The sequence below is a fragment of the Streptomyces sp. NPDC001902 genome (genome assembly GCF_042891295.1).
Lineage (GTDB): Bacteria > Actinomycetota > Actinomycetes > Streptomycetales > Streptomycetaceae > Actinacidiphila.
The window spans coordinates 1-19,405 of sequence record NZ_JBIATA010000045.1; the positions used below are offsets into that span (position 1 = coordinate 1).

23 protein-coding genes are annotated in these 19,405 nt (G+C 73.2%); 12 read left to right on the forward strand and 11 right to left on the reverse strand.

Features of this window, described 5'->3' with window-relative positions:
• Window positions 1-9 precede the first annotated feature (9 nt).
• Window positions 10-99, forward strand: coding sequence for a hypothetical protein (locus ACFYYN_RS41325; RefSeq protein WP_500549940.1), 90 nt, complete (start codon window positions 10-12; stop codon window positions 97-99).
• Window positions 100-183: 84 nt separating this feature from the next.
• Window positions 184-2,031 (forward strand): glycoside hydrolase family 15 protein, encoded by a 1,848-nt coding sequence (locus ACFYYN_RS41330; RefSeq protein ID WP_500549895.1) that lies wholly within the window; start codon window positions 184-186, stop codon window positions 2,029-2,031.
• 91 nt (window positions 2,032-2,122) lie between these two features.
• On the opposite strand, the gene ACFYYN_RS41335 is transcribed toward ACFYYN_RS41330, so the two are convergent.
• From ACFYYN_RS41335 to ACFYYN_RS41350, 4 genes are all read right to left on the reverse strand, one after another.
• Complete coding sequence (locus ACFYYN_RS41335) at window positions 2,123-2,386, reverse strand: response regulator transcription factor (RefSeq protein WP_500323426.1); 264 nt, start codon at window positions 2,384-2,386, stop codon at window positions 2,123-2,125.
• Window positions 2,387-2,537: 151 nt separating this feature from the next.
• On the reverse strand, window positions 2,538-2,882 hold the full coding sequence (locus tag ACFYYN_RS41340) for a S26 family signal peptidase (protein WP_500549896.1): 345 nt from the start codon (window positions 2,880-2,882) through the stop codon (window positions 2,538-2,540).
• A 254-nt stretch (window positions 2,883-3,136) separates the two neighbouring features.
• Entirely contained in the window at window positions 3,137-3,562 is a 426-nt protein-coding gene (locus ACFYYN_RS41345; RefSeq protein WP_500549897.1) for a hypothetical protein, read from the reverse strand.
• 283 nt (window positions 3,563-3,845) lie between these two features.
• Window positions 3,846-4,520 (reverse strand): class I SAM-dependent methyltransferase, encoded by a 675-nt coding sequence (locus tag ACFYYN_RS41350; protein ID WP_500549898.1) that lies wholly within the window; start codon window positions 4,518-4,520, stop codon window positions 3,846-3,848.
• 175 nt (window positions 4,521-4,695) lie between these two features.
• Here ACFYYN_RS41350 and ACFYYN_RS41355 point away from each other — a divergent pair, with 175 nt between their 5' ends.
• The gene (locus ACFYYN_RS41355; RefSeq protein WP_500439047.1) at window positions 4,696-5,130 is read left to right on the forward strand and encodes a hypothetical protein; all 435 of its coding nucleotides are present in this window, start codon (window positions 4,696-4,698) and stop codon (window positions 5,128-5,130) included.
• Complete coding sequence (locus ACFYYN_RS41360; RefSeq protein ID WP_500549899.1) at window positions 5,127-5,588, forward strand: group III truncated hemoglobin; 462 nt, start codon at window positions 5,127-5,129, stop codon at window positions 5,586-5,588. Before ACFYYN_RS41355 ends, ACFYYN_RS41360 begins: the two co-directional genes overlap by 4 nt.
• Before the next feature lie 285 nt (window positions 5,589-5,873).
• On the opposite strand, the gene ACFYYN_RS41365 is transcribed toward ACFYYN_RS41360, so the two are convergent.
• The gene (locus ACFYYN_RS41365) at window positions 5,874-6,881 is read right to left on the reverse strand and encodes a zinc-binding alcohol dehydrogenase family protein (RefSeq protein ID WP_500332335.1); all 1,008 of its coding nucleotides are present in this window, start codon (window positions 6,879-6,881) and stop codon (window positions 5,874-5,876) included.
• A 155-nt stretch (window positions 6,882-7,036) separates the two neighbouring features.
• Between ACFYYN_RS41365 and ACFYYN_RS41370 the strand changes: the two genes are divergently transcribed.
• On the forward strand, window positions 7,037-7,240 hold the full coding sequence (locus ACFYYN_RS41370; RefSeq protein ID WP_499509128.1) for a hypothetical protein: 204 nt from the start codon (window positions 7,037-7,039) through the stop codon (window positions 7,238-7,240).
• Between the two features lie 30 nt (window positions 7,241-7,270).
• Here the strand turns inward: ACFYYN_RS41370 and ACFYYN_RS41375 are convergent, their stop codons facing one another.
• Window positions 7,271-8,056 (reverse strand): hypothetical protein, encoded by a 786-nt coding sequence (locus tag ACFYYN_RS41375; RefSeq protein WP_500549900.1) that lies wholly within the window; start codon window positions 8,054-8,056, stop codon window positions 7,271-7,273.
• 165 nt (window positions 8,057-8,221) lie between these two features.
• Here ACFYYN_RS41375 and ACFYYN_RS41380 point away from each other — a divergent pair, with 165 nt between their 5' ends.
• The 3 genes from ACFYYN_RS41380 (at window position 8,222) to ACFYYN_RS41390 (ending at window position 9,412) form a co-directional block, all read left to right on the forward strand.
• On the forward strand, window positions 8,222-8,533 hold the full coding sequence (locus tag ACFYYN_RS41380) for a hypothetical protein (protein ID WP_500332333.1): 312 nt from the start codon (window positions 8,222-8,224) through the stop codon (window positions 8,531-8,533).
• A 44-nt stretch (window positions 8,534-8,577) separates the two neighbouring features.
• Window positions 8,578-8,865, forward strand: a complete 288-nt coding sequence (locus ACFYYN_RS41385) for an SH3 domain-containing protein (protein ID WP_500549901.1) — start codon at window positions 8,578-8,580, stop codon at window positions 8,863-8,865.
• 127 nt (window positions 8,866-8,992) lie between these two features.
• The gene (locus ACFYYN_RS41390; protein WP_500549902.1) at window positions 8,993-9,412 is read left to right on the forward strand and encodes a PPOX class F420-dependent oxidoreductase; all 420 of its coding nucleotides are present in this window, start codon (window positions 8,993-8,995) and stop codon (window positions 9,410-9,412) included.
• Between the two features lie 15 nt (window positions 9,413-9,427).
• Here the strand turns inward: ACFYYN_RS41390 and ACFYYN_RS41395 are convergent, their stop codons facing one another.
• Both ACFYYN_RS41395 and ACFYYN_RS41400 read right to left on the reverse strand, forming a co-directional pair.
• Complete coding sequence (locus tag ACFYYN_RS41395; protein WP_500549903.1) at window positions 9,428-10,174, reverse strand: TIGR03943 family putative permease subunit; 747 nt, start codon at window positions 10,172-10,174, stop codon at window positions 9,428-9,430.
• The gene (locus ACFYYN_RS41400; protein WP_500549904.1) at window positions 10,171-11,196 is read right to left on the reverse strand and encodes a permease; all 1,026 of its coding nucleotides are present in this window, start codon (window positions 11,194-11,196) and stop codon (window positions 10,171-10,173) included. The genes ACFYYN_RS41395 and ACFYYN_RS41400 overlap by 4 nt, the downstream gene beginning before the upstream one ends.
• Before the next feature lie 494 nt (window positions 11,197-11,690).
• Here ACFYYN_RS41400 and ACFYYN_RS41405 point away from each other — a divergent pair, with 494 nt between their 5' ends.
• On the forward strand, window positions 11,691-12,896 hold the full coding sequence (locus tag ACFYYN_RS41405; protein ID WP_500549941.1) for an RNA-guided endonuclease InsQ/TnpB family protein: 1,206 nt from the start codon (window positions 11,691-11,693) through the stop codon (window positions 12,894-12,896).
• Here the strand turns inward: ACFYYN_RS41405 and glgC are convergent.
• Together glgC and glgA are read right to left on the reverse strand one after the other, a co-directional pair.
• Complete coding sequence (gene glgC, locus ACFYYN_RS41410; RefSeq protein WP_499509120.1) at window positions 12,862-14,079, reverse strand: glucose-1-phosphate adenylyltransferase; 1,218 nt, start codon at window positions 14,077-14,079, stop codon at window positions 12,862-12,864. The genes ACFYYN_RS41405 and glgC overlap by 35 nt on opposite strands.
• 17 nt (window positions 14,080-14,096) lie before the next feature.
• Complete coding sequence (gene glgA / locus ACFYYN_RS41415; RefSeq protein ID WP_500549905.1) at window positions 14,097-15,302, reverse strand: glycogen synthase; 1,206 nt, start codon at window positions 15,300-15,302, stop codon at window positions 14,097-14,099.
• Window positions 15,303-15,447: 145 nt separating this feature from the next.
• Here glgA and ACFYYN_RS41420 point away from each other — a divergent pair, with 145 nt between their 5' ends.
• Complete coding sequence (locus tag ACFYYN_RS41420; RefSeq protein WP_500549906.1) at window positions 15,448-16,194, forward strand: class I SAM-dependent methyltransferase; 747 nt, start codon at window positions 15,448-15,450, stop codon at window positions 16,192-16,194.
• 59 nt (window positions 16,195-16,253) lie between these two features.
• Window positions 16,254-16,955: a hypothetical protein gene (locus ACFYYN_RS41425; protein ID WP_500549907.1), complete on the forward strand. Its 702-nt coding sequence runs from the start codon at window positions 16,254-16,256 to the stop codon at window positions 16,953-16,955.
• A gap of 9 nt (window positions 16,956-16,964) precedes the next feature.
• Here ACFYYN_RS41425 and ACFYYN_RS41430 read toward each other — a convergent pair whose 3' ends face one another.
• Window positions 16,965-17,882 (reverse strand): DivIVA domain-containing protein, encoded by a 918-nt coding sequence (locus ACFYYN_RS41430; protein WP_500549908.1) that lies wholly within the window; start codon window positions 17,880-17,882, stop codon window positions 16,965-16,967.
• Between the two features lie 575 nt (window positions 17,883-18,457).
• On the opposite strand from ACFYYN_RS41430, the gene ACFYYN_RS41435 reads away from it, so the two are divergent.
• Window positions 18,458-19,405 carry a glycosylasparaginase gene (locus tag ACFYYN_RS41435; protein WP_500549909.1) on the forward strand — a complete coding sequence of 316 codons (948 nt, stop codon included), beginning with the start codon at window positions 18,458-18,460 and terminating at the stop codon, window positions 19,403-19,405.

Genomic DNA, 19,405 nt, shown 5'->3' on the forward strand with positions numbered 1-19,405 from the left:
GACGGTGTGGTGGCGAAGCGGTTGACCAGTACGTACCTTCCGGGTCGCCGCAGCCGTGACTGGATCAAGGTCAAGAACCTCCACGCCGACGACTCATGACCCCGGCGGATCCTCCTACCGCCAGGCCGACTTGGCGGCCCGCGGCAACCCGCGTCGGTCGGAGTCGCGTGGAAGCGAGGCGGCATGCTCGAACTGGATCCGCCGTTCCGGCAGGTGCGCAGGCACGACGGCTACCTGCCGCTCGAGGACTTCGGCCTCATCGGTGACGGCAGGACGGCGGCCCTCGTCGGCCTCGACGGCTCCCTCCCGTGGCTGTGCCTGCCCCGGTTCGACGCCGCACCCCTGTTCTGCGGCCTGCTCGACCCCGCCCGTGGCGGGCACTTCACCGTGGCGCCGGAGGAACTGCGCGAGGCCCGCCAGCGCTACGAGCCCGACACCGGCGTCCTCGTCACCGAACTGCGCTGCCCCACCGGCACGGTGCGTGTCACCGACGCGCTGGTGCTGCGCTCCGGCGCCGACCTCACCGACGACGCCCCCGCCGACCGCGGCGAACTCGTCCGCTCGGCCGTCGTCCTCGACGGCCGCGTACGCCTGCGCGTCGACGTCGAACCGCGCGGCGGTGCGCAGGCCCAGGCGCTGTTCAGCGGACTGGAGGTCCGCGTGCCGCGCCGGCCGGACCTGCGGCTGCACCTGCGCTCCAGCCGGCCGCTGGAGTCCCTGCACAGCGCCCATGACCTGCGGCAGGGCGAGCGCCTCGACCTGGTGTTGTCCTGGGGCCGCTTCCACCGGCACCACCGGTTCGACGCCGAGGCGATGGTGGCAGGCACCGCCGACGCCTGGCGGCGCTGGATGACCGACTTCGGCTACGACGGCCCCGAGGAACCCCTGGTCCGCCGGTCCGCGATCACCCTGAAGCTCTGTGACGACTGGACCAACGGCTCCCTCGTCGCGGCACCCACGTCCTCCCTGCCCGCGCCCGTCGGCGGGATCCGCAACTGGGACTACCGCTACACCTGGATCCGCGATGCCGCCTTCACCGTGTTCGCCATGCGCCGCATCGGCTTCCGCGGCGAGGCGGACGCGTTCCTCGGCTGGGTCCTGGACGCGTTCGAGCACAGCCGTCGGCCCCGCATCATGTACGACGTCGACGGCTGCCCGGTGCCCGGTGAGGTCGAGGACCCGGGGCTGGAGGGCTACCGGCGCTCGGCCCCCGTACGGTGGGGCAACGGAGCCGCCGACCAGCGTCAGCACGACGTCTACGGCGAGGTGCTGGACTGCGCGGACCAGTGGCTGCTCGCCGGCGGCGCCCTCCAGCCCGCCCTGTGGAGCGGCCTGTGCCGGCTCGCGGAGACCGCCGACCGGGCCTGGCGGGAACCCGACCAGGGCATCTGGGAGGTGCGCAGCGAAGGCCGGGTGTTCACCTACTCCGCCGGGATGTGCCAGGTGGCCCTCGACCGGGCGGCATCGATCGGCGAGCGGCTCGGCCTGCCCGGTCGGACCGCGGCGTGGCGGGCTTCCGCGGACGCGCTGAGCCGGCTGATCCTCGAGCGCGCATGGGACGAGGACGTGCACACCCTCGGCCGGTACCTGGACGGCGGCGGTGGACTCGACGCCAGCCTGCTCGCGCTCCCGCTGCGGCAGGTCGTCCCCGTGAGCCATCCGCGGATGGTCGCCACCGCCACGGCGATCGCGGACCGCCTCTCGGCCGGCGGCGGACTGCTCCACCGCTACCTCCACGACGAGTCGCCGGACGGCCTCCCCGGTGACGAGGGGGCCTTCGTCCTGTGCAGCTTCTGGCTCGTCGACAACCTGACCGGCCAGGGCAGGATCGAGGAGGCCGAGGAGCTGTTCGCCTCGCTGTGCGGCCGGGCGAGCCCGCTCGGGCTGATGTCGGAACAGATCGACCCCACGACGGGGGAGTTCGCGGGCAACCACCCGCAGGCGTTCAGCCACATCGGGATCATCGCCAGCGGGGTGAACCTGGCGCGTGCGCGGCGTGCCGCGTGCGAGGAGGTGGGTGCGACGTCGTGATCCGTGGTGCCGGCGTGGTCGCCGGGTCGGTGTCTCCGCGGTGGCACCGCGCCCGCCGCCCCGGGCGCGGTCACCTTCCGTGCGGACGGGGTCACAGTCCGAGGGCGATGGCGGTGCGGGTGAGTTCGGCGGTGCTGTAGATGCCGAGCTTGGCGCGGATGCGGCGGAGGTAGGCGTCGACGGTGTGCTTGGACAGTCCCATGTGGCGGGCGGTCTGGAGGTAGGTGCGGCCCGCGGCGATGTGGCGGAGGGTCTCGCGTTCGCGGGGGGCGAGTTCGGGGACGTCGCCGCCGGTCCCGGCGGTGTCGGCGTCGGGGCTGGTGTCGGCCTGGGGCGTGGTGGGTGCGGAGCTCATGGTGGTGTCCTTCGGCGGTTCGGCGGCTGCGGTCCCTGCTCACGCCCTCGGAAGCGGGAGGCGGATGTCCGATTGGGGCTTTTTGCCCTCTATGAACCACCTTCGCGCTGCGACGTCATGACCCCGTCCGCCGACCGTCACAGACGTGTCACTAGGCGAGGACCTTGCCCGCCGTGCGAGGGCGGGGGACACCGTCGACCGACGTGCAGATCCCGTGGACCCGGCCGTATCCGGTCCAGCCGTTGACATGGCCCCGGTTGTTGCTGATCTGCACCCGCTTCCTGGCCGGGTCCACCGCGGACACCAGGTGCAGGTACACCGTGCCCGCGACACGGGCGAGCACGATGTCGCCGACCTCGAGCTTCGACGGGTCGACCGGGGCGACGGTCACCAGCCCGCGGCTGCGTATCAAGGGGACCATCGAAGAGCCGCTGGGCCGGAACTCGACGCTTGCCCCGCCGGCCAGCCTGCCCGCCACCGCGTCCAGTGCTCCCATGGGGCGATGGTGACGTATGCCGCTCTGTCGGCCAACCGGTTATTCCGGCGCCCCGGATGACGTGCCGTCGGTTGACGGTCTCCGGCGGCGGCACGCGAGAAGGCGCGATTCACCTGCTGGGTGAAGCGCGCCGTGCGGGGATGGGCGCCGCCGGACGGAAGGACCCACCGGGCGAGTCCTTCCCGCGCCCGGCGTGGCGGCCGGCCCCAGGGCCTCGCGGCGGCCCCGCCGGGTCCTGCCGCGGGGTGGGACGGTCAGGGGGTGGTGCGGGTCTCGGGAAGGAGGAGTCCCGACCAGTCGCCCATGAGCAGCTGCGCCTTCCAGGTCGCGATCCGGTCCTCGGAGACCTTGTACTGTGCCGCCACCTCGGAACCTCGGGCCTCGCCCGTGGCCATGAGCACCACGATCCGGGTCTTGTCGACGACGGAGAGCCGGTCCTCGGGCTTGTCCGGCAGGGCGCCGGGCACGGCGCATCCGGACGCGCCCGCCGCTACGGGCAGGCCGGGCACGCCGCCCGGACCCGCCGCGCCCTTGTCGCCCCCGGGAATCCCCTCCCGTGAGCACGGTGCGGGGCGGTCGGCGGAGGTGTGGGTCAGGTGCGCGGCACCCGTGGCGCCGGCGGCGACCGCCAGGGCGGCCATCACCAGGGCGACGGGCCGCTGCAGTGTGTGCCTGGACATGGCAGGTGCTTCTTTCCGGGAGGTGTGCGGGGAGGGGTGTCGCGGAAGGGCGGAGGTCCGAGGAGGGCGTGAGGACCTCCGCCCCCGTCCGCGGCGGGCCGTTGCGGCCCGTGCCTCCGACCGGCCCTGTTGGGCCGATGTCGTCGCCGGCGACGTCGTGCTCTTGCGTGAGCCGGAGAAGTGGCGATGTCTCCAGTAGGCCCTACGGCCGCTCACGCGTCACGTCGCTGGATTTCGGGACTTGACAGGAGCGTCGCCGGTCGGGGTGCCGGCGGTCCGTGGCTCAGTCGGCGCGCCGGTAATGGGCGGCGACGGCGGGCTGGCCGGTGTAGTTGGGTCCCGCATCGGGGTCGGCGCCGACGTAGCGCAGGGGGAGGCGGACGGTGCGTGGCCCGGTGAGCGTAAGGCGGTGGTGGCGCGCGCTGTAGGTGAACCCCTCGGCCCGTAGGGCGGCCAGGGCGAACCGCCCGGCAGGGCCGCCGTCCGCCCAGCGGATCGAGGCGGGGTCGAGGTGGGCGGTCAGCAGACCGCCGGGCCGGAGCCAGCCTGCGGCGCGGGTGAGCGTTGCGAGCCGGTCGCCGACGTAGTGGAGGCCGTGCACGCAGGTGATCAGGTCGTACGCGGCGGTGGGCTCCCAGTCCGTCACCGACGCCGTGACCAGCTCCACGGTGGGCGGCAGGGGTGCCGGTGCCAGGGGCCCCACCAGGTCGACGCCGGTCAGCCGCGCCGTCGCCGGCAGGCGGCCCGCGGCCTCCCGCAGGGCCAGCCCTTCCCCGCTGCACAGGTCGAGCCAGCGCGGCTCGGGGGTGCGGGCCAGCAGATGGCCGACCGGGTCGAAGCCGAGTTCGCGGGCGTAGCTGTTGGCGCCGGTCAGACCCCGCTCGCGGTTCATGGTGTTGTTGGCGACGACGGCGGTGCGCTCGAGCCGGTGGTCCGGCAGCAGATCGGGCGAGGTCATCGGACCATTCTCGGTGTCGATCCGCCTGTTCCCCAAGTGGGTTGGGGGGATTGTGACGGCCGACTCAAATGTGCATCTCAAATGCACATTTACGCTAGGGTGAGGGCATGGACCTTCACCGCATCCGACGGCATCCCGTGCGCACCGCCCGGCGCCACCCCGAGCGGAGGGCCCGGTGAACGCCGGCGCCGTCCTGGCGCAGGTGGCCGCGGTCTTCGTGTGGCTGGGGATGGTGCTCGGGATCTCGTTCCTGGAAGCGCCCCTCAAGTTCCGCGCCGAGGGGATCACCGTGCCCCTGGGCCTGGGCATCGGACGGATCGTCTTCCGTGCGTTGAACCGCGTCGAGGCCGTGCTCGCGGCGATCGCCGCCGTGGCGGTGGCGTGGGAGGTGCCGGGGCCGGTGGCGCTGGGCCTGGGCGCGGGGGCCGTCGCCGTGCTCCTTGCACAACTGTTCGTGGTCCGGCCCGCGTTGAACCGCCGCACGGCCGCCGTCCTCGCCGGGGAGACCGGCCCGCGCAGCCGCGCGCACCTGCGGTACGTCGCGCTCGAGGTGGTCAAGGCACTGTGCCTGGCAGGATGCGGCGCGGCGCTCGTCCTGGAGCGGCTGTGAGCGCGCCCGGGCCCGTCGCCGTGGCGGGCGGGACGGGTCCTGACCTCGCGGACCGTGCGGACGTCGAACGGCTGGTGACCGCCTTCTACCGCCGGGCCTTCGCCGATCCCCTGATCGGTCCGGTCTTCACCGAGGTGGCCCGGATGGACCTGGACGCGCATCTGCCGGTCATGTGCGACTTCTGGGAGTCGGTGCTGTTCGCGGCCGGCCGGTACCGGCGCAACGCGCTGGCCCCGCATCTGGCGCTGCACCGCATGGCCCCGCTGGGCCCCGCGCACTTCGCCCGCTGGCTGGCGCTGTGGACCCTGACGGTGGACGGGCTCTTCCACGGTGAGAAGGCCGAACTCGCCAAGCGGCACGCCGGCCGCATCGCGGGATCCCTCCAGCGCCGTCTGGCCGGCCGCGACGCGAGCGAGTACGTCACCATCCGCCGCCACGAAGGCGGCGAAGCGCTCTAGGATCCGCTTCGGCCGCCCCGGCGGCGGGCGCCCCCACATCAGGCTGTCGTGGGCCGGGGACCCCTCGACTCAGTCGCCGAGGAGCCCACAGGTGCAGGTGCTGTCCGTCGAGGACCTGGTCGAGACCGTCGGCTCCGGCCCCCAGACCCCCCTGCTTGGCGCGAGCCTCGATCGTGCCGCTCTCGCTGCTGTCCTGGAGATTGATCAGGGTCAGAGCCCAGGACGGCTCCGAGGGGCGCCGTGGCGGCGGCGCCGGAGAGGTGCCGCGTCCGCCGCCGGGAGCTGTCAGCGGGTGACGACGATCTTGCCGATGCTCCGGCCGGATTCCACCATCTCGTGGGCGCGGCGCAACCCGGCGGCCGAGAAGTCCTCGATGGTGGTGGTGACGGTGCTGCGGATGCGGCCGTCGTCCACCAGGGTCGCGATCTTCTGCAGCAGGTTCTTGTGCTCGATCATGTCGGGGGTCCGGAACATCGGCCGGGTGAACATCAACTCCCAGTGCCACGCGATGCTCTTGGCCTTCAGCGGCAGCAGGTCCAGCCCCTCGGGCTCGTCGATCGCCGTGATGTGTCCGCCCGGACGCATGATCCGGGCGTACGTTTCGATGTTGCCGGCGGAGTGCGGGGAGAGCAGGTAGTCGACGCCCTCCGGGGCCGCCGCGGCGGCGGTCGCGGCGAGGTCGTGGTGGTCGACCACGGCGTCGGCCCCGAGCCCGGTGACCCACTGCGCCGTCTCGGGCCGCCCGGCCGAGGCCAGCACCCGCAGGCCGGTCAGCTGCTTCGCCAGCTGGATGAGGATCGAGCCCACACCGCCGGCGCCGCCCAGCGCCAGCAGGGTGCCGGTGGACCCGGCGTCGAGGGTGAACCGGTCGAAGAGGGTCTCCCAGGCGGTGATGCCGGTCAGGGGCAGGGCGGCGGCCTCCGCGAAGCCGAGGCTGCGCGGCTTGCGGGCCACGAGGCGCTCGTCGACGACTTGGAACTCGGCGTTGCTGCCGGCGCGGGTGAGGTCCCCGGCGTACCAGACCTCGTCCCCCACCTGAAGGGTGGTCACCCCCTCACCCACCGCCTCGACCACGCCTGCGCCGTCGAAGCCGAGGATGCGGGGCCGGTCGGAGGCGGGCAACCCGGGGCGGACCTTGATGTCTACGGGATTGACCGACACCGCCTGCACCCGCACCAGTACGTCACGGGGCTCGGGATCCGGCACCGGCACCTCGACGTCCACGAGGCTCTCGGGGTCCTCCACGGGCAGGCCCCGGTAGGAGGCGACGGCCCGCATCGTCCGTTCGGTCATGACCGCAGGCTCCCTCGGTGCGCTGACGGGTTCCGGCCAGCTTGTCACGCCCGTCCGTGCCCGGCAGCGGCGGCCGGACCATCCGGGTGCCCTTCCCGGGGGCGCCGCCCGGCGGCCGGGATGCGGGGCAGGGCCGGACGGGTCATCCTGACGGCATGCAGCGTCGCGTCATCGTGATGCCGCCATCGACGGGCGGCGGCCGGCGCGTCCGCGTGGACGGCGAGATCCTGGGGATCGCGTACCACCTCCGCGACTTCCAGGAGTTCCTGCGGCGCGCCGGCCTCGATCCCGACGCCATCGACCTGGCCGACCCGGACCTCGTCGAATGGCGCGGGGCCGGCCCCGGCGTGTGGACGTGAGGTCCCCGCCGCGAAGCGGCAGGCCACCGACTACGGCAGCTCCTCGCGGCGCGGCGCGCACCAGTCGACGAGCACCAGGCCGAACTCCCGCATGAGCTGGGCCAGTCCCGGCACCGCCACCGTCGCCCGCGCCGCCGGGGTCAGGCCCAGGGTGACGACCCGGTCGCCGGCGCAGCGGCCGTACACCGTGACCGGACCGACGCGGGCGGCGAACGAGCCGGCGACCCGCCCTTGTGCGTCCCGCAGCGCCACCCCCGCGTACGTGTGCGACGCCGGGAGCACGTCGAAGAGCCGCTGCCGGGTGAGCGCGCCCGTCAGCGGCTCGGCCGGCGTCTCCCGCAGGTGCAGCTCGTCGAACACCTGGACGGCCCCGTCGCCTTCCCCGACTGTTCGTGCGTGCTCCCGGAAGATCCGCGTGATGTCCGCCAGTTCCGCCTCGACCTGGGCCGCGCAGCGGCGTTCCACCAGTTCGGCCTGGCGCCATTCGTCCTCGTGGATCTCCAGGTCGTCCGCGGCAGGGTCGGGCGGCGCCAGCGGCGGCAGCTCCGCGCAGAGCGTCGGCAGGGTGTAGGCGACCTGCCGCGGGTCCACCGTCCCCAGGCGCCGGAGCGTCAGGACCAGCCGCCCGGAGGCGAGGTAGGCCGTGCGGTCGGCGGGCTGCGCCCGTACGACCTGCCACACCGCCCCGCCGAGGTCGAGCCGGGTCTCCGGCGCGAAGGACTCCGGGAGTTGTCCTGAGGGTAGTTCCGAGCGGCCGAACGGCAGTCCGTCCGCCGCGTCGACCAGCGTCACTTCGATCAGGCTGTCCTCGGGCATGCGCGCATGCTATCGAGGGGGCAACCGGGCCGGGGTGGGGGCCCGTTCGGGCTCGACGCCGAGACGAAATGTCATGGGCACGCAAATTTTTCCCAACCCCCTCTACCCGCATAGACAACGGGCCGCCATCCTGATCCGCGACACCCCCCCACGAGAGGACCATTCATGAGGACGGTGACCAAGACGCTGGCCGCCACCGCCGCAGCGGCGGCGTGCGCACTGATGACGCAGCCCGCGCACGCCGCGGTGCCGCCCGAGCACGCGATCATCGTGTGCCAGAGCGCGAGCTTCTACGCCAACTACGACAGCGCCTCCGGTCCCCACGGGCTGATCCGCGTCCTGGGCTACGGCAACAAGGTCGGCCACACCCGGGGCGCCCACCCCGTCTACAACGGCTGGGCCGCCACCTTCGACTTCGGCAAGGGCGACTGGGGCTACGTCCGCGTCGAGTGCCTCGGCGGCTACGGCTCCTGGTGACCCCCTTCCGCACCGTCACCCCCACGACAGGAAGGACCACCCGCATGCCCGCATCCCGGATGCTCCGCGCCGCCACCGCCGTCGCGGCCCTCACCGCCGCCGTGCTGACCACAGCCGCGCCCGCCCGGGCGGCCGACGGGACGATCGGCCGGCGCGAGACCGTCTGCGCCAAGGACCTCTACGTCCGCACCGCCCCGCTGGGCGCCTGGATGGGCACCCTCTACAAGGGCCAGACCTTCACCGTCGAGAGCAAGCAGGGCGACTGGGCCTACGGGTTCGCCTACGGCGACATCAACCGCCACGGCTGGGTCCAGGACGGCTGGTTCTGCTGACGTGCCGGCCCGGGGCGCGCCCCTTCGACGGACACCGCGGGGCGCGCCGGGTCCGGGCCGCGGTCCGGCCGGGCGGGATGTGGCACGGTGAGGGCGCAGCGCCGAAGATCACCGAGAAGGAGTTCCCGTGTCCAAGCCCCCGCTTCCCCCGGCCGCGATCGAGATGCTGAAGAAGCCCAACCCGGCCGTGATCACGACGCTGAGGGCCGACGGCCAGCCGGTGTCCACGGCCACCTGGTACCTCTGGGACGACGGCCGGGTCCTGGTCAACATGGACGGTGGCCGCAAGCGTCTGGAGCACATGCGCAACGACCCCCGGGTCACCCTCACGGTCCTGGACGAGGGGAACTGGTACACCCACGTCACCGTGGTCGGTCGCGTCGCCGAACTGCGCCAGGACAGCGACCTCGCCGACATCGACCGGCTGGCCCAGCAGTACCTGGGCCGCGCCTACCCGCAGCGGGACCGCGAGCGCGTGAGCGCCCTGATCGAGGTCGAGCGCTGGCACGGCTGGGGCACGCTGAAGGACAGCAGCCAGCCGGGCTGACCGGGGGCCGGTGCGTCAGCCCTCGTACGGCTCCGACGGCGCCCGCACCGGCCGGGCCCGGCTCACGTCCAGGAACGGGATGGGACCGTCGTTGACCGGGTCCTTCGCCCGGCGCGCGGTGTAGGTCCCGGTGACGTCCAGCCAGGCGTCCGGCCGCAGGACGGGCGGCACCTGCCCGGTCAGGCCGATCTTGACCGGGCGGGCGTCGGCCGCACAGCAGTTGAGCACCATGCGGGTCAGGTACGGGGTGCCGTCGCGGCCGATGCTGACGAACCCGGTGAGGGTGACCTGACGGCCGCCCAGGGACCGCCCGTGGTCGTAGACCGCCCGGCCGGCGTACTCGGCGGTCTCCATCCGCAGCGGGTCCCCCGCGGGCAGGGCGGGGAAACCGAAGGGGCGCGGGACGGACGTGCCGGTCCGGGCTGCGGAGTAGGAGCCCAGGGCGGGCGGGGCGACCAGGACGAGCGCGACGAGCGGCAGCACCAGCAGCCACGCGACCTTCGGCTCGCGGTGCGGGTGCGCGTGCCCCGCGTCGTGCGCATGCCCCTCGTCCGCGTCCGCCCCGGTGCGGCGAGCGCGGCGGGGGCGGCGCAGTTCGTACCAGACGGTCGCCAGGGCGGCGACGACCAGCACGGCGCCGGCCGCCAGCAGCAGCGGCTGCAGCCCGGCCTTGACGTAGCGCAGGTAGAGGTCGCTGAGCCCGGCGTGGAGCATCGCCACCCCGGTCAGGAGCAGCACGGCGGCCTGTGCCTCCCGGTTCACAAGAACACCGTCCCGGTCAGGGACGCCACCACGACGGCCACGGCGAAGGTGGCGGGCGCGAACCGCACCGCGAACGCGCGTCCGAACGCGCCCGCCTGCAGCGCGAAGAGCTTCAGGTCGATCATCGGCCCCACGACGAGGAACACCAGCCGGGCGGTGAGGGAGAACTGCGACAAGGACGCGGCCACGAAGGCGTCGGCCTCCGAGCAGATCGACAGCACCACCGCGAGCACCGCCAGCGCGAGCACGGACACCACCGGGTTGCCCGACGCCAGCCGCAGGACGTCCTCGGGCACGAAGGACTTGAGCGTGGCCGCCGCCATCGCCCCGACCACCAGGAACCCGCCTGCGTGCATCACGTCGTGCCGTACCGAACCCCAGAACGCCGCACCCTTGCCCTGCCCCTCGGCCGACGGGTGCGCCGCGGGGCGCAACCGGTCGGCGTGCCCCAGACGCTGCCACAGCCAGCCCATGGCGCAGGCCACCAGCAGGCTCGCGACGAACCGGGCGACCACCATGCGCGGTTCGTTCGGGAAGGCCACGGCCGTGGCGGTCAGCACCACCGGGTTGATCGCCGGCGCGGACAGCAGGAACGTCAGCGCCGCCGCCGGAGCCACCCCTCGCCGCACCATCGCCCCCGCGACCGGCACCGACGCGCACTCGCAACCCGGCAGGACCGCCCCCGCCACGCCCGCCACCGGCACCGCCACCGCGGTCCGGCGCGGCAGCGCCCGCGCGAAGAACGACGGCGGGACGCACACCGCGAGCACCGCGGAGAGCACGACGCCCAGCACCAGGAACGGCAACGCCTGCACCACCACCGCCACGAACACGGTCATCCAGCTCTGCATCACCGGCGCGGACAGCGCCCCGCGCACCGGTCCCTGCAGCATCAGGGCGACGAGCAGCAGCAACGTCAGCACCAGCGGCGAACTGACCCGCCACCCCTGTTCCGGATCCGGCCGCCCGGCGTCCTGCCGTGCGGTCCCGGCCGACGCCGGGGCCTCCTTGGTGACGGTCACGGGCGTGCTACCTCCGGCGGGCAGGGGGACGTGAGGAAGGAACTGCACCCTCCATACGCCGTGGCCCGTCACGCCGTCTCATGCCCCGCCAGGACTTTGCGCAGCCTTGGTGCGGGCAGTCCCACGATGGCGGCGAACGCGGCGGGAGCGGGGGAGGAGCGGCGATCGCCGTGAAGGCGGGCCTCATTCACCACGCGGTGCGGACCGACCGCCGGGCCACGAGGTCGTCCAGGTGTCCCGGGCTGAGTACGAGGACCTCCTCGAACAGGACCAGCGTCTCCTGGTGGCCGCCCTCTACATGGCGACGGGCGTCGTTGCTGGTGCCCGGCGTGGCCGTGGGCTGAGCCCTGCCCGGGCCTGCCGCCCGGTCACCTGGGTGCTGGGGTCTCCGGTCCGGGGAGGTACGGGTCCTTGGGTCGGGGCCGCGAAGCGGAAGAGTTCTCCGCGCCTCGGTTCTGAGCCGCGGTCTCTTGTCGTCCACGGCGGGTGCCGGTCTGGAGGCGGAGTGGGCGCGTTGCCGGTGGGTGTGGAACGAGTGCGTGGCGGTGTCCCGCAAGGTCCACGGCCTGAACAGGAGCGCCGAGCAGAAGGTCACGTGCGGCCCTGCGCAGCTCGACAAGTTGCTGACCGAGGCGAGGCGGTCGCTTGCGTGGCTGCGGGAGGGCAGTTCGGTGCTGCAGCAGCAGGTCATCCGGGATTTCGCCAAGTCCCGGACCAAGGCGTTGAAGGACATCACGGCGCGGCTGCCGATGGGGCAGCGGGCCGGGATGCCCCGCATCAAGCGCAAGCGTGAGACCGCACCATCGCTGAACTACACCACCCGCGGTTTTAGGCTCAAGAACGGACGCCTGCACCTGGCCGGCGGCATCGTGCTCACGGTGGTGTGGTCCCGCGACCTGCCGTCCGAGCCATCCTCGGTGCGGGTGTACCGGGACGGCCTCGGCCACTGGTACGCCTCGTTCGTCGTCGCCACTGCCCCAGAGCCGCTGCCCGCCACCGGCGCGGTGATCGGTATCGACTGGGGCGTCAAGGAGACCGCGACCACGACCAGCGACGTCCACGACCTGCCGCACGCCCAGCACGGGAGGACCGCTGCGGCGAAGCTGGCCCGCTACCAGAAGATGATGGCCCGCCGGCGTACGCCGAGGAACAGGCCCGACACCGGTGGCTACCGCAAGGCCCGCCGGGCCGCCGCGAAGGTGTCCAAGAAGATCGCTCGCCGGCGGCAGGACACCGCCCGCAAGTGGGCCAAGCGCGTGGTGACCGACCACGATGTCATCGCGGTCGAGGACTTCCGGCCGAGGTTCCTCGCGAAGACCACGATGGCGCGCAAGGCGGCGGACGCGGCGATCGGCGCCACGAAGACGGCCCTGATCGAGATGGGCCGCAAGCACGGGCGGGACGTCCGCCTGGTGCATCCCGCGCACACCACCATGGACTGCGCGTCGTGCGGAGCGAGAACCAAGCACGCACTCCCACTCTCGGAACGTACCTACACCTGCACCGCGTGCGGAGCCGTCTCCCCCAGGGACAAGAACTCCGCCCGCGTGATGCTGGTCCGGGCTGGTCTCAACCCGGCTGGTGCCGATCGTGCAAGCGCTGGCGGACCGCTGGTTCCCAGCCCGCGTGAGCCAGGAATCCCCGTCCTGTGGGACGGGGAGGAAGTCAAAGCACGTGCTGGCCCTTGCCCAGCGCGATGACGCCGTTGGCGGAGGCGTGGTAGAGCTCGCGGTCACGCTCCGGGTTGACGCCCACGGTGGCGCCGGCGGGCACGACGACGTTCTTGTCGAGGATGGCGCGGCGCACGACCGCGCCGCGCCCGATGCGGACGTTGTCGTGCAGCACCGACCCCTGCACCACCGCGCCCTCCTCCACCACGACCCCCGGCGACAGCACGGACTGCGTGACCTGCCCGGAGATGATGCAGCCCGGGCTGACCATCGACTCGCCCGCGATCCCGCCGGCCACGAACTTCGCCGGGGGCAGCCGCAGCGAGTGCGTGTACAGCGGCCACTGGTCGTTGTAGAGGTTGAAGACCGGGTGGACCGAGATCAGGTCCTGGTGGGAGTCGTAGTAGGCGTCCAGGGTGCCCACGTCCCGCCAGTAGCCGTGGTCGCGGGCGGTCTCGCCGGGCACGTGGTTGTCGTCGAAGTCGTAGACCTGCACCTGCCCCTTGGCGGTCAGCAGCGGGATGATGCTGCCGCCCATGTCGTGCACGGAGGAGTCGTCCTCGGCGTCCTGGGCCAGCGCGTCCAGCAGCACCTTGGTGGTGAACACGTAGTTGCCCATCGAGGCGTACACCCGGTCGGGGTCACCGGGCAGGCCCGGCGGGTCGGCGGGCTTCTCCAGGAACCGCTCCACCCGCACCCCACCCGGTCCCGGGGTGATGATCCCGAACGAGGAGGCCTGGTCACGCGGGATGCGGATGCCCGCCACCGTGGCCCCCGCGCCCGCCTCGATGTGCTGGCGCAGCATCTGCCGGGGGTCCATGCGGTACACGTGGTCGGCGCCGAACACGACGATGTAGTCGGGCTGCTCGTCGTACACCAGGTTCAGCGACTGGTAGATGGCGTCCGCGCTGCCGAGGAACCACCGCGGGCCCAGCCGCTGCTGCGCCGGGACGGGGGTGACGTAGTTGCCCAGCAGGTTCGACATCCGCCAGGTGGTGGTGATGTGCCGGTCCAGGGAGTGCGACTTGTACTGCGTCAGCACGCAGATGCGCATGATGTCGCCGTTGACGAGGTTGGACAGGACGAAGTCCACCAGCCGGTAGGCGCCGCCGAACGGCACCGCCGGTTTGGCGCGGTCGGCGGTCAGCGGCATCAGCCGCTTGCCCTCGCCGCCCGCGAGCACGATTCCCAGCACCGAAGGTCCGCCGCGCATCCCTGCCCCCTTTGCCGCTACCGCCCTTGCGCCTTGCCGATCTCCTCGTACACGCCCACGGTGCGGCGGGCCACCGCGTCCCACCCGAACTCCGCCACCGCCCGCTCGCGTCCCGCCGTCCCCATCCGGGCCGCCGCCGCGGGATCGCCGGCCAGCGCGCCGACCGCCGCGGCCAGCCCCGCCTCGAAGGCTTCCGGGTCCTTCTCCTCGTACGGCACCAAGAGCCCGGTCACCCCGTCCTCCACCACCTCGGGGATCCCGCCCACCGCGGAGGCGACCACCGGGGCGCCGCACGCCATGGCCTCCAGGTTCACGATGCCCAGCGGCTCGTACACCGACGGGCACACGAACACCGCGGCGTGCGTGAGCAGTTGCACCACCTGGGGCCGCGGCAGCATCTGCGGGATCCAGATCACCCCGCCGCGTACGGCCCGCAGTTCCTCCACCAGCTCGCGGAACTCGCGGTCGATGGCCGGGGTGTCGGGCGCCCCGGCGCACAGCACGATCTGCAGGTCCGGATCGATCCGCCGGGCGGCCCGCAGCAGGTGCGGGACCCCCTTCTGCCGTGTGATCCGGCCGACGAACAGCGCGTACGGGCGGCCCGGGTCGACGCCGTGCGCGGTCAGCGCCCCCGTTGACCCGTCCGGCCGGTACAGGCGCGTGTCGATGCCGTTGTGGACCACGTGCACACGCGCCGGGTCGAGCGCCGGGTAGCTCCGCAGGATGTCCGCGCGCATCCCGTGCGAGACGGCGATGACGCCGTCGGCGGCCTCGACCGCCGTCCGCTCCGCCCAGCTGGAGAGCGCGTAGCCGCCGCCGAGCTGCTCGGCCTTCCAGGGGCGCAGCGGTTCGAGGGAGTGGGCGGTCATCACGTGCGGGACGCCGTAGAGCAGTTTGGCCAGGTGGCCGGCGAGGTTGGCGTACCAGGTGTGTGAGTGCACCAGGTCCCGGCCGGCCAGCGCGGCGGCCATCGACAGGTCGACCGACAGGCTGCGCAACGCCTCGTTCGCGCCCCCGAGCTCCGCGGCGGCGGCGTGCCGGCTGACGCCGGGGCCGCCCGCGTCCTCCGTGCCTCCCGTCACGTCCGCGCCGTCCGCCCCGGCCCAGCAATGAACCTGAAGGTCCGTCAGGGACCTTAGCTCGCGCGCCAGGAACTCCACGTGGACGCCCGCCCCGCCGTAGACGTACGGCGGGAACTCCCGCGTGAGCAGTGCCACCTTCACGGGCGCCTCCCCGGGTCCCGTCGCCGTGTTGGGACATCCATGCCCCGCAGAACGGTGTTCGATCCGTCTTCCCCGGCTTTCGCCGTGTGATGCCCCGCGCGGAATTCCTTCGACTTCGCCGCCCGCTTGGTGGATCGTCGGGCGCATGCGACAGGACGAGATCTGGGACGAGGAGACCGCCCGGAACTACGACACCCCCGGCACCGGCATGTTCGCCCCGGACGTACTCGGGCCGGTCGTGGACCGCCTCGCGGGACTCGCCGACGGCGGACGGGCGCTCGAGTTCGCCATCGGCACCGGCCGCGTGGCCGTGCCGCTCGCGCGGCGAGGCGTACCCGTCAGCGGCATCGAGCTGTCACAGCCCATGATCGACCGACTGCGCACCAAGGCGGACGACGCGTCGATCCCGGTCGTCACCGGCGACATGACCGCCGCCCGCGCCCCGGGCACCTTCCGGCTCGTGTACCTCGTCTACAACACCATCTCGAACCTGCTCACCCAGGCCGCACAGGTCGCGTGCTTCCGCAACGCCGCCCGCCATCTCGAGCCGGGCGGGTGCTTCGTGATCGAACTGTGGGTCCCCGAGCTGCGCAAGCTGCCACCCGGCCAGCAGGCGGTCGTCTTCCACTCCGAATCCGGCTACATCGGGCTGGACACCTACGACGTCCTGGGGCAGCAGGTCGTCTCGCACCACTTCCGGTTCACCGACGGCGAGCCGACCCGGCTGTTCCGTTCCCCGCACCGTTACATCTGGCCCTCGGAGCTCGACCTCATGGCCCAGCTGGGCGGATTCACGCTGGAGTCCCGCCACGCCGACTGGCAGGGCGCCGAGTTCACCGCCGAGTCACGCTCCCACGTCTCCGTCTACCGGCTCCCCGCCGCCGAAGGGTGACCGGGTCGCCCCCCGCTGCCCCGGCACGGTTCAATGCCGGAATGGTGGAGTGGGCGCACATGTCTGACTGCCGGTTCGACGTCGATCGCGTTCCGGAACTCCTGGCGCGGGTGGAGCGCCGGGACGACCCTGAAGCGTGGAAGGAACTGGGGTGGCGCCTCGTGCTCGAGCACGACCTGGTGTCCCCGGCGAGCTTCGCGTCCCTGCCACGCCTCGTGCGCCTCGCCGCGCACAGCGCGGAGGCACGCGCCCTGGCCGGGAGGATCCTGGCGCGCGCGGCCGGCCGGCACGGTTGCGACGACCTTCCGGCCGGTTGCGCCGCCGTGATCGCGGAGTTCGGCGAGGTGCTCGACCGGCACCTGCGGTCGAGGCCCGCCGACTACCTCGCGTCCTTCCTCGCCCTCCTCGCGGTGAGGGGGGAGTACCACTGGGCGAACGTCCTGGAGGGCTTCACGGACGACATCATCAGGGTGGAGTGTCCGCACTGCGGTGTCGGGGTGACGATCGCCGTCGGCGGCTTCGGGTGCTACGCGCAGGTGTGGGACGGGCCTGAGGAGATCCGGCGGGACCTGCGTGCGGCGGACGCAGGGGAACTCACCGGAACGGGCCGGTGGATGCACGGGATCTGCGTCCGCGACGGTCAGCGGGCCCTCGCCGACGGAATAGCCCACTTGTTCGGTGCGGCGGAGTGCCCGGGCTGTGCCGGCGTCTTCAACGTCGCGGACGAGTACTCCTGCGCCAACCGTCCGGTCATGTGGTGACCGGCGCTCCTAGTCCTCCTCGCCGCTCAGGGAGCCCGCGGTGGTGAGGGTGGCGGTGTCCGGGGCCGGGGCCGGAGCCGGTGAGGCGGCCGGGTCGGGAGCGGCGGCCATGGCCGGGGTGGGGGCCGGGGGGACGGGCCGGGCTTCCGCGGCGCGCTTGGCGGTGGCGCGGGTGAGGGAGACCGTCGGGGGAGCGGGGGGCGGCGCGAGGGAACGGGCGAGGTCGCGGTCGAGGCGGCGCAGCTGGGACTGCATGTGGGCGGTCAGGCGGGTGCGGTAGGCGTTCTCGAAGGTGCGCAGGTCCTCGACCTTGCGCTGCAGCGCGGTGCGGGCGGAGGCCAGGGTGGTCATCGCCTGACGGTGCTTCTCGCGGGCCTCGTGCTCGAGGGCCAGGGCCCGGTCGCGGGCGTCCCGGCGCAGGCTCTCGGCCTGTCCGAGGGCCTCGCCGACGATCTTGTGGGCCTCGGCGCGGGCCTCGGCGACGGCCTGCTCGGCGGTGCGTTCGGCCAGGGCGAGCAGGCGGGCCGTGCTGTCGACGGCGAACCCGGGCTGCCCGTCCGTGACCTCCTCGGGCTCGGCGGGCTCGGCGGGCTCGGCGAGCCGCGCGGGCTGCGCCACCTCGGCGGCGGGGACGGGGACGCGTTCCGGCGCCGCCTGGGGTTCGGGTTCGGGTTCCGGCTCCGGCTCCGGTTCGGGCCCGGGTGCCGACGCCACCTCGAGTTCGGGCTCCTCGTGCTGCCGGTCGGCGGACTCGACGGCCGAGAGCGCGGCGCGCAGGTCCTGGTTGATCCGCAGCAGCCGGGTCAGCTCGGACTGCACCTCGTCCAGGAAGTCGTCGACCTCGCGCTCGTCGTAGGCCTCGCGGAGGCGGACGGTGGTGAACTGCATCCTGCGCACGTTCTCGGGGGTAATCGGCGTCTGTGCCATCTGCTCACCTCGAGGTCTTCGTCGACAAGTCCTGACCGCATCCGTCAACTCCAGCTTGGGCGGCGGGCCGGGCCGGGGCAGCCCGGGAACACCGCGCGGGGGCGGTGCGGGCGGTGTCACCTGCGCCGATCGTGGGACCCGGGCGAACGGCGTGGATGGCGCAACTACGGGCGGCGCAGTGGCAACTGTGATCATCCGCGTTGTCACCGCGTCCGCAGACAGCGTGGATTTCCCTCCGCGCCCGGCGAAAGGGCCGGACGGGTGAATACGGGCCCCCGGGGCCGGGGTACGGGATGCGCATGGAGATGCCGGGTGGGGGCGGAGGGGCGCGGTTCTTCCCCGTCGGGATGGGCCGAACGGTGTACCAGGTGCCGCGTGGATCCGCCCGCGGCCGGGGCCGTTCCGCCGTCGCGATGACCGTCGGCCGGATCCGCGACGAACTGCGCGCCCTCGCGGCAGCCCCCGGCCCCTGACTGGCCCGCGCGAGCCCGGGACTAGGCTCGCGACGACGTCGTACCAGCTCGTGACGGGTGCCGGGCGCCCGCCCGGCCCGACCCACCAGCGAAGGGAATCCCATGACGCAGCCCGTCATCATCGGAAGCGAGCGCAGCGAGGTCGGCCTGCCGGCCGGGATGGACGTCCTGCGGCGCGGCGGGACGGTGGTGGACGCCGTGGAGGCGGCGATGCGCCGCTGCGAGGACAACCTCACCGACCACTACGTCGGCACCGGCGGGCTGCCCAACGCGCAGGGCGTGGTCGAGCTGGACGCGTCGGTGATGACGGGCTCGGACCGCAGGTTCGGCGCGGTCGGCGCGCTGCGCGGGTTCCCGAACCCGATCTCGGTGGCGCGCGCGGTGATGGAGCGGCTGCCGCAGCACTGCCTGCTGGTGGGGGAGGGCGCGGCGCTGTTCGCGCGGGAGAACGGGTTCGAGGGCGCCGAACTGCTGACCGAGGAGTCCCGGGCCATGTGGCGCGAGCAGCTGCTGACCGCGGCCGAGGCGGTGGAGGGGGAGAACACCCCGGCCGTGGACGGTGACCACCGCTACCGGCGGGCGGCGCTGGAACTGGTGCGGCGGATGGCGCCGCACGAGGGGCCGTGGGGGACGATCAACATCATCGCGCTGGACGCGCACGGCGAGATGTGCGTGGGCGTCTCGACCTCCGGCTACCCCTTCAAGTACCCGGGACGGGTGGGGGACTCCGCCGTCCCGGGGGCGGGCAACTGGTGCGACCTGCGCGGCGGCGGGGCGGCCTGCACCGGACGCGGCGAGCTGAGCCTGCGCGGCGGGACGGCGCGTACGGTGGTCGACCTGCTGGCGCTGGGCAAGGAGCCCGCCGACGCGTGCCGGGTCGCGCTGGAGGAGGCGGCCGGCCTGCCCGACGAGTACCGGTCCGAACTGCGGGCACTGGCGCTCACCCCGGACGGGCGGCACGGTGGCGCGGCCGGACAGGAGGGCAGCGTCTACGCCGTGATGACCGACGCCTCCACCGAGCCGGAGCTCCGCCCGCGCACGCTGGTCTGA

Coding starts and splice junctions, on each gene's coding strand:
- ACFYYN_RS41330 (WP_500549895.1), top strand. CDS start 184: ATGCTCGAACTGGATCCGCCGTTCCGGCAGGTGCGCAGGCACGACGGC.
- ACFYYN_RS41335 (WP_500323426.1), bottom strand. CDS start 2,386: ATGAGCTCCGCACCCACCACGCCCCAGGCCGACACCAGCCCCGACGCC.
- ACFYYN_RS41340 (WP_500549896.1), bottom strand. CDS start 2,882: ATGGGAGCACTGGACGCGGTGGCGGGCAGGCTGGCCGGCGGGGCAAGC.
- ACFYYN_RS41345 (WP_500549897.1), bottom strand. CDS start 3,562: ATGTCCAGGCACACACTGCAGCGGCCCGTCGCCCTGGTGATGGCCGCC.
- ACFYYN_RS41350 (WP_500549898.1), bottom strand. CDS start 4,520: ATGACCTCGCCCGATCTGCTGCCGGACCACCGGCTCGAGCGCACCGCC.
- ACFYYN_RS41365 (WP_500332335.1), bottom strand. CDS start 6,881: ATGACCGAACGGACGATGCGGGCCGTCGCCTCCTACCGGGGCCTGCCC.
- ACFYYN_RS41370 (WP_499509128.1), top strand. CDS start 7,037: ATGCAGCGTCGCGTCATCGTGATGCCGCCATCGACGGGCGGCGGCCGG.
- ACFYYN_RS41375 (WP_500549900.1), bottom strand. CDS start 8,056: ATGCCCGAGGACAGCCTGATCGAAGTGACGCTGGTCGACGCGGCGGAC.
- ACFYYN_RS41380 (WP_500332333.1), top strand. CDS start 8,222: ATGAGGACGGTGACCAAGACGCTGGCCGCCACCGCCGCAGCGGCGGCG.
- ACFYYN_RS41385 (WP_500549901.1), top strand. CDS start 8,578: ATGCCCGCATCCCGGATGCTCCGCGCCGCCACCGCCGTCGCGGCCCTC.
- glgC (WP_499509120.1), bottom strand. CDS start 14,079: ATGCGCGGCGGACCTTCGGTGCTGGGAATCGTGCTCGCGGGCGGCGAG.
- ACFYYN_RS41420 (WP_500549906.1), top strand. CDS start 15,448: ATGCGACAGGACGAGATCTGGGACGAGGAGACCGCCCGGAACTACGAC.
- ACFYYN_RS41425 (WP_500549907.1), top strand. CDS start 16,254: ATGTCTGACTGCCGGTTCGACGTCGATCGCGTTCCGGAACTCCTGGCG.
- ACFYYN_RS41430 (WP_500549908.1), bottom strand. CDS start 17,882: ATGGCACAGACGCCGATTACCCCCGAGAACGTGCGCAGGATGCAGTTC.
- ACFYYN_RS41435 (WP_500549909.1), top strand. CDS start 18,458: ATGACGCAGCCCGTCATCATCGGAAGCGAGCGCAGCGAGGTCGGCCTG.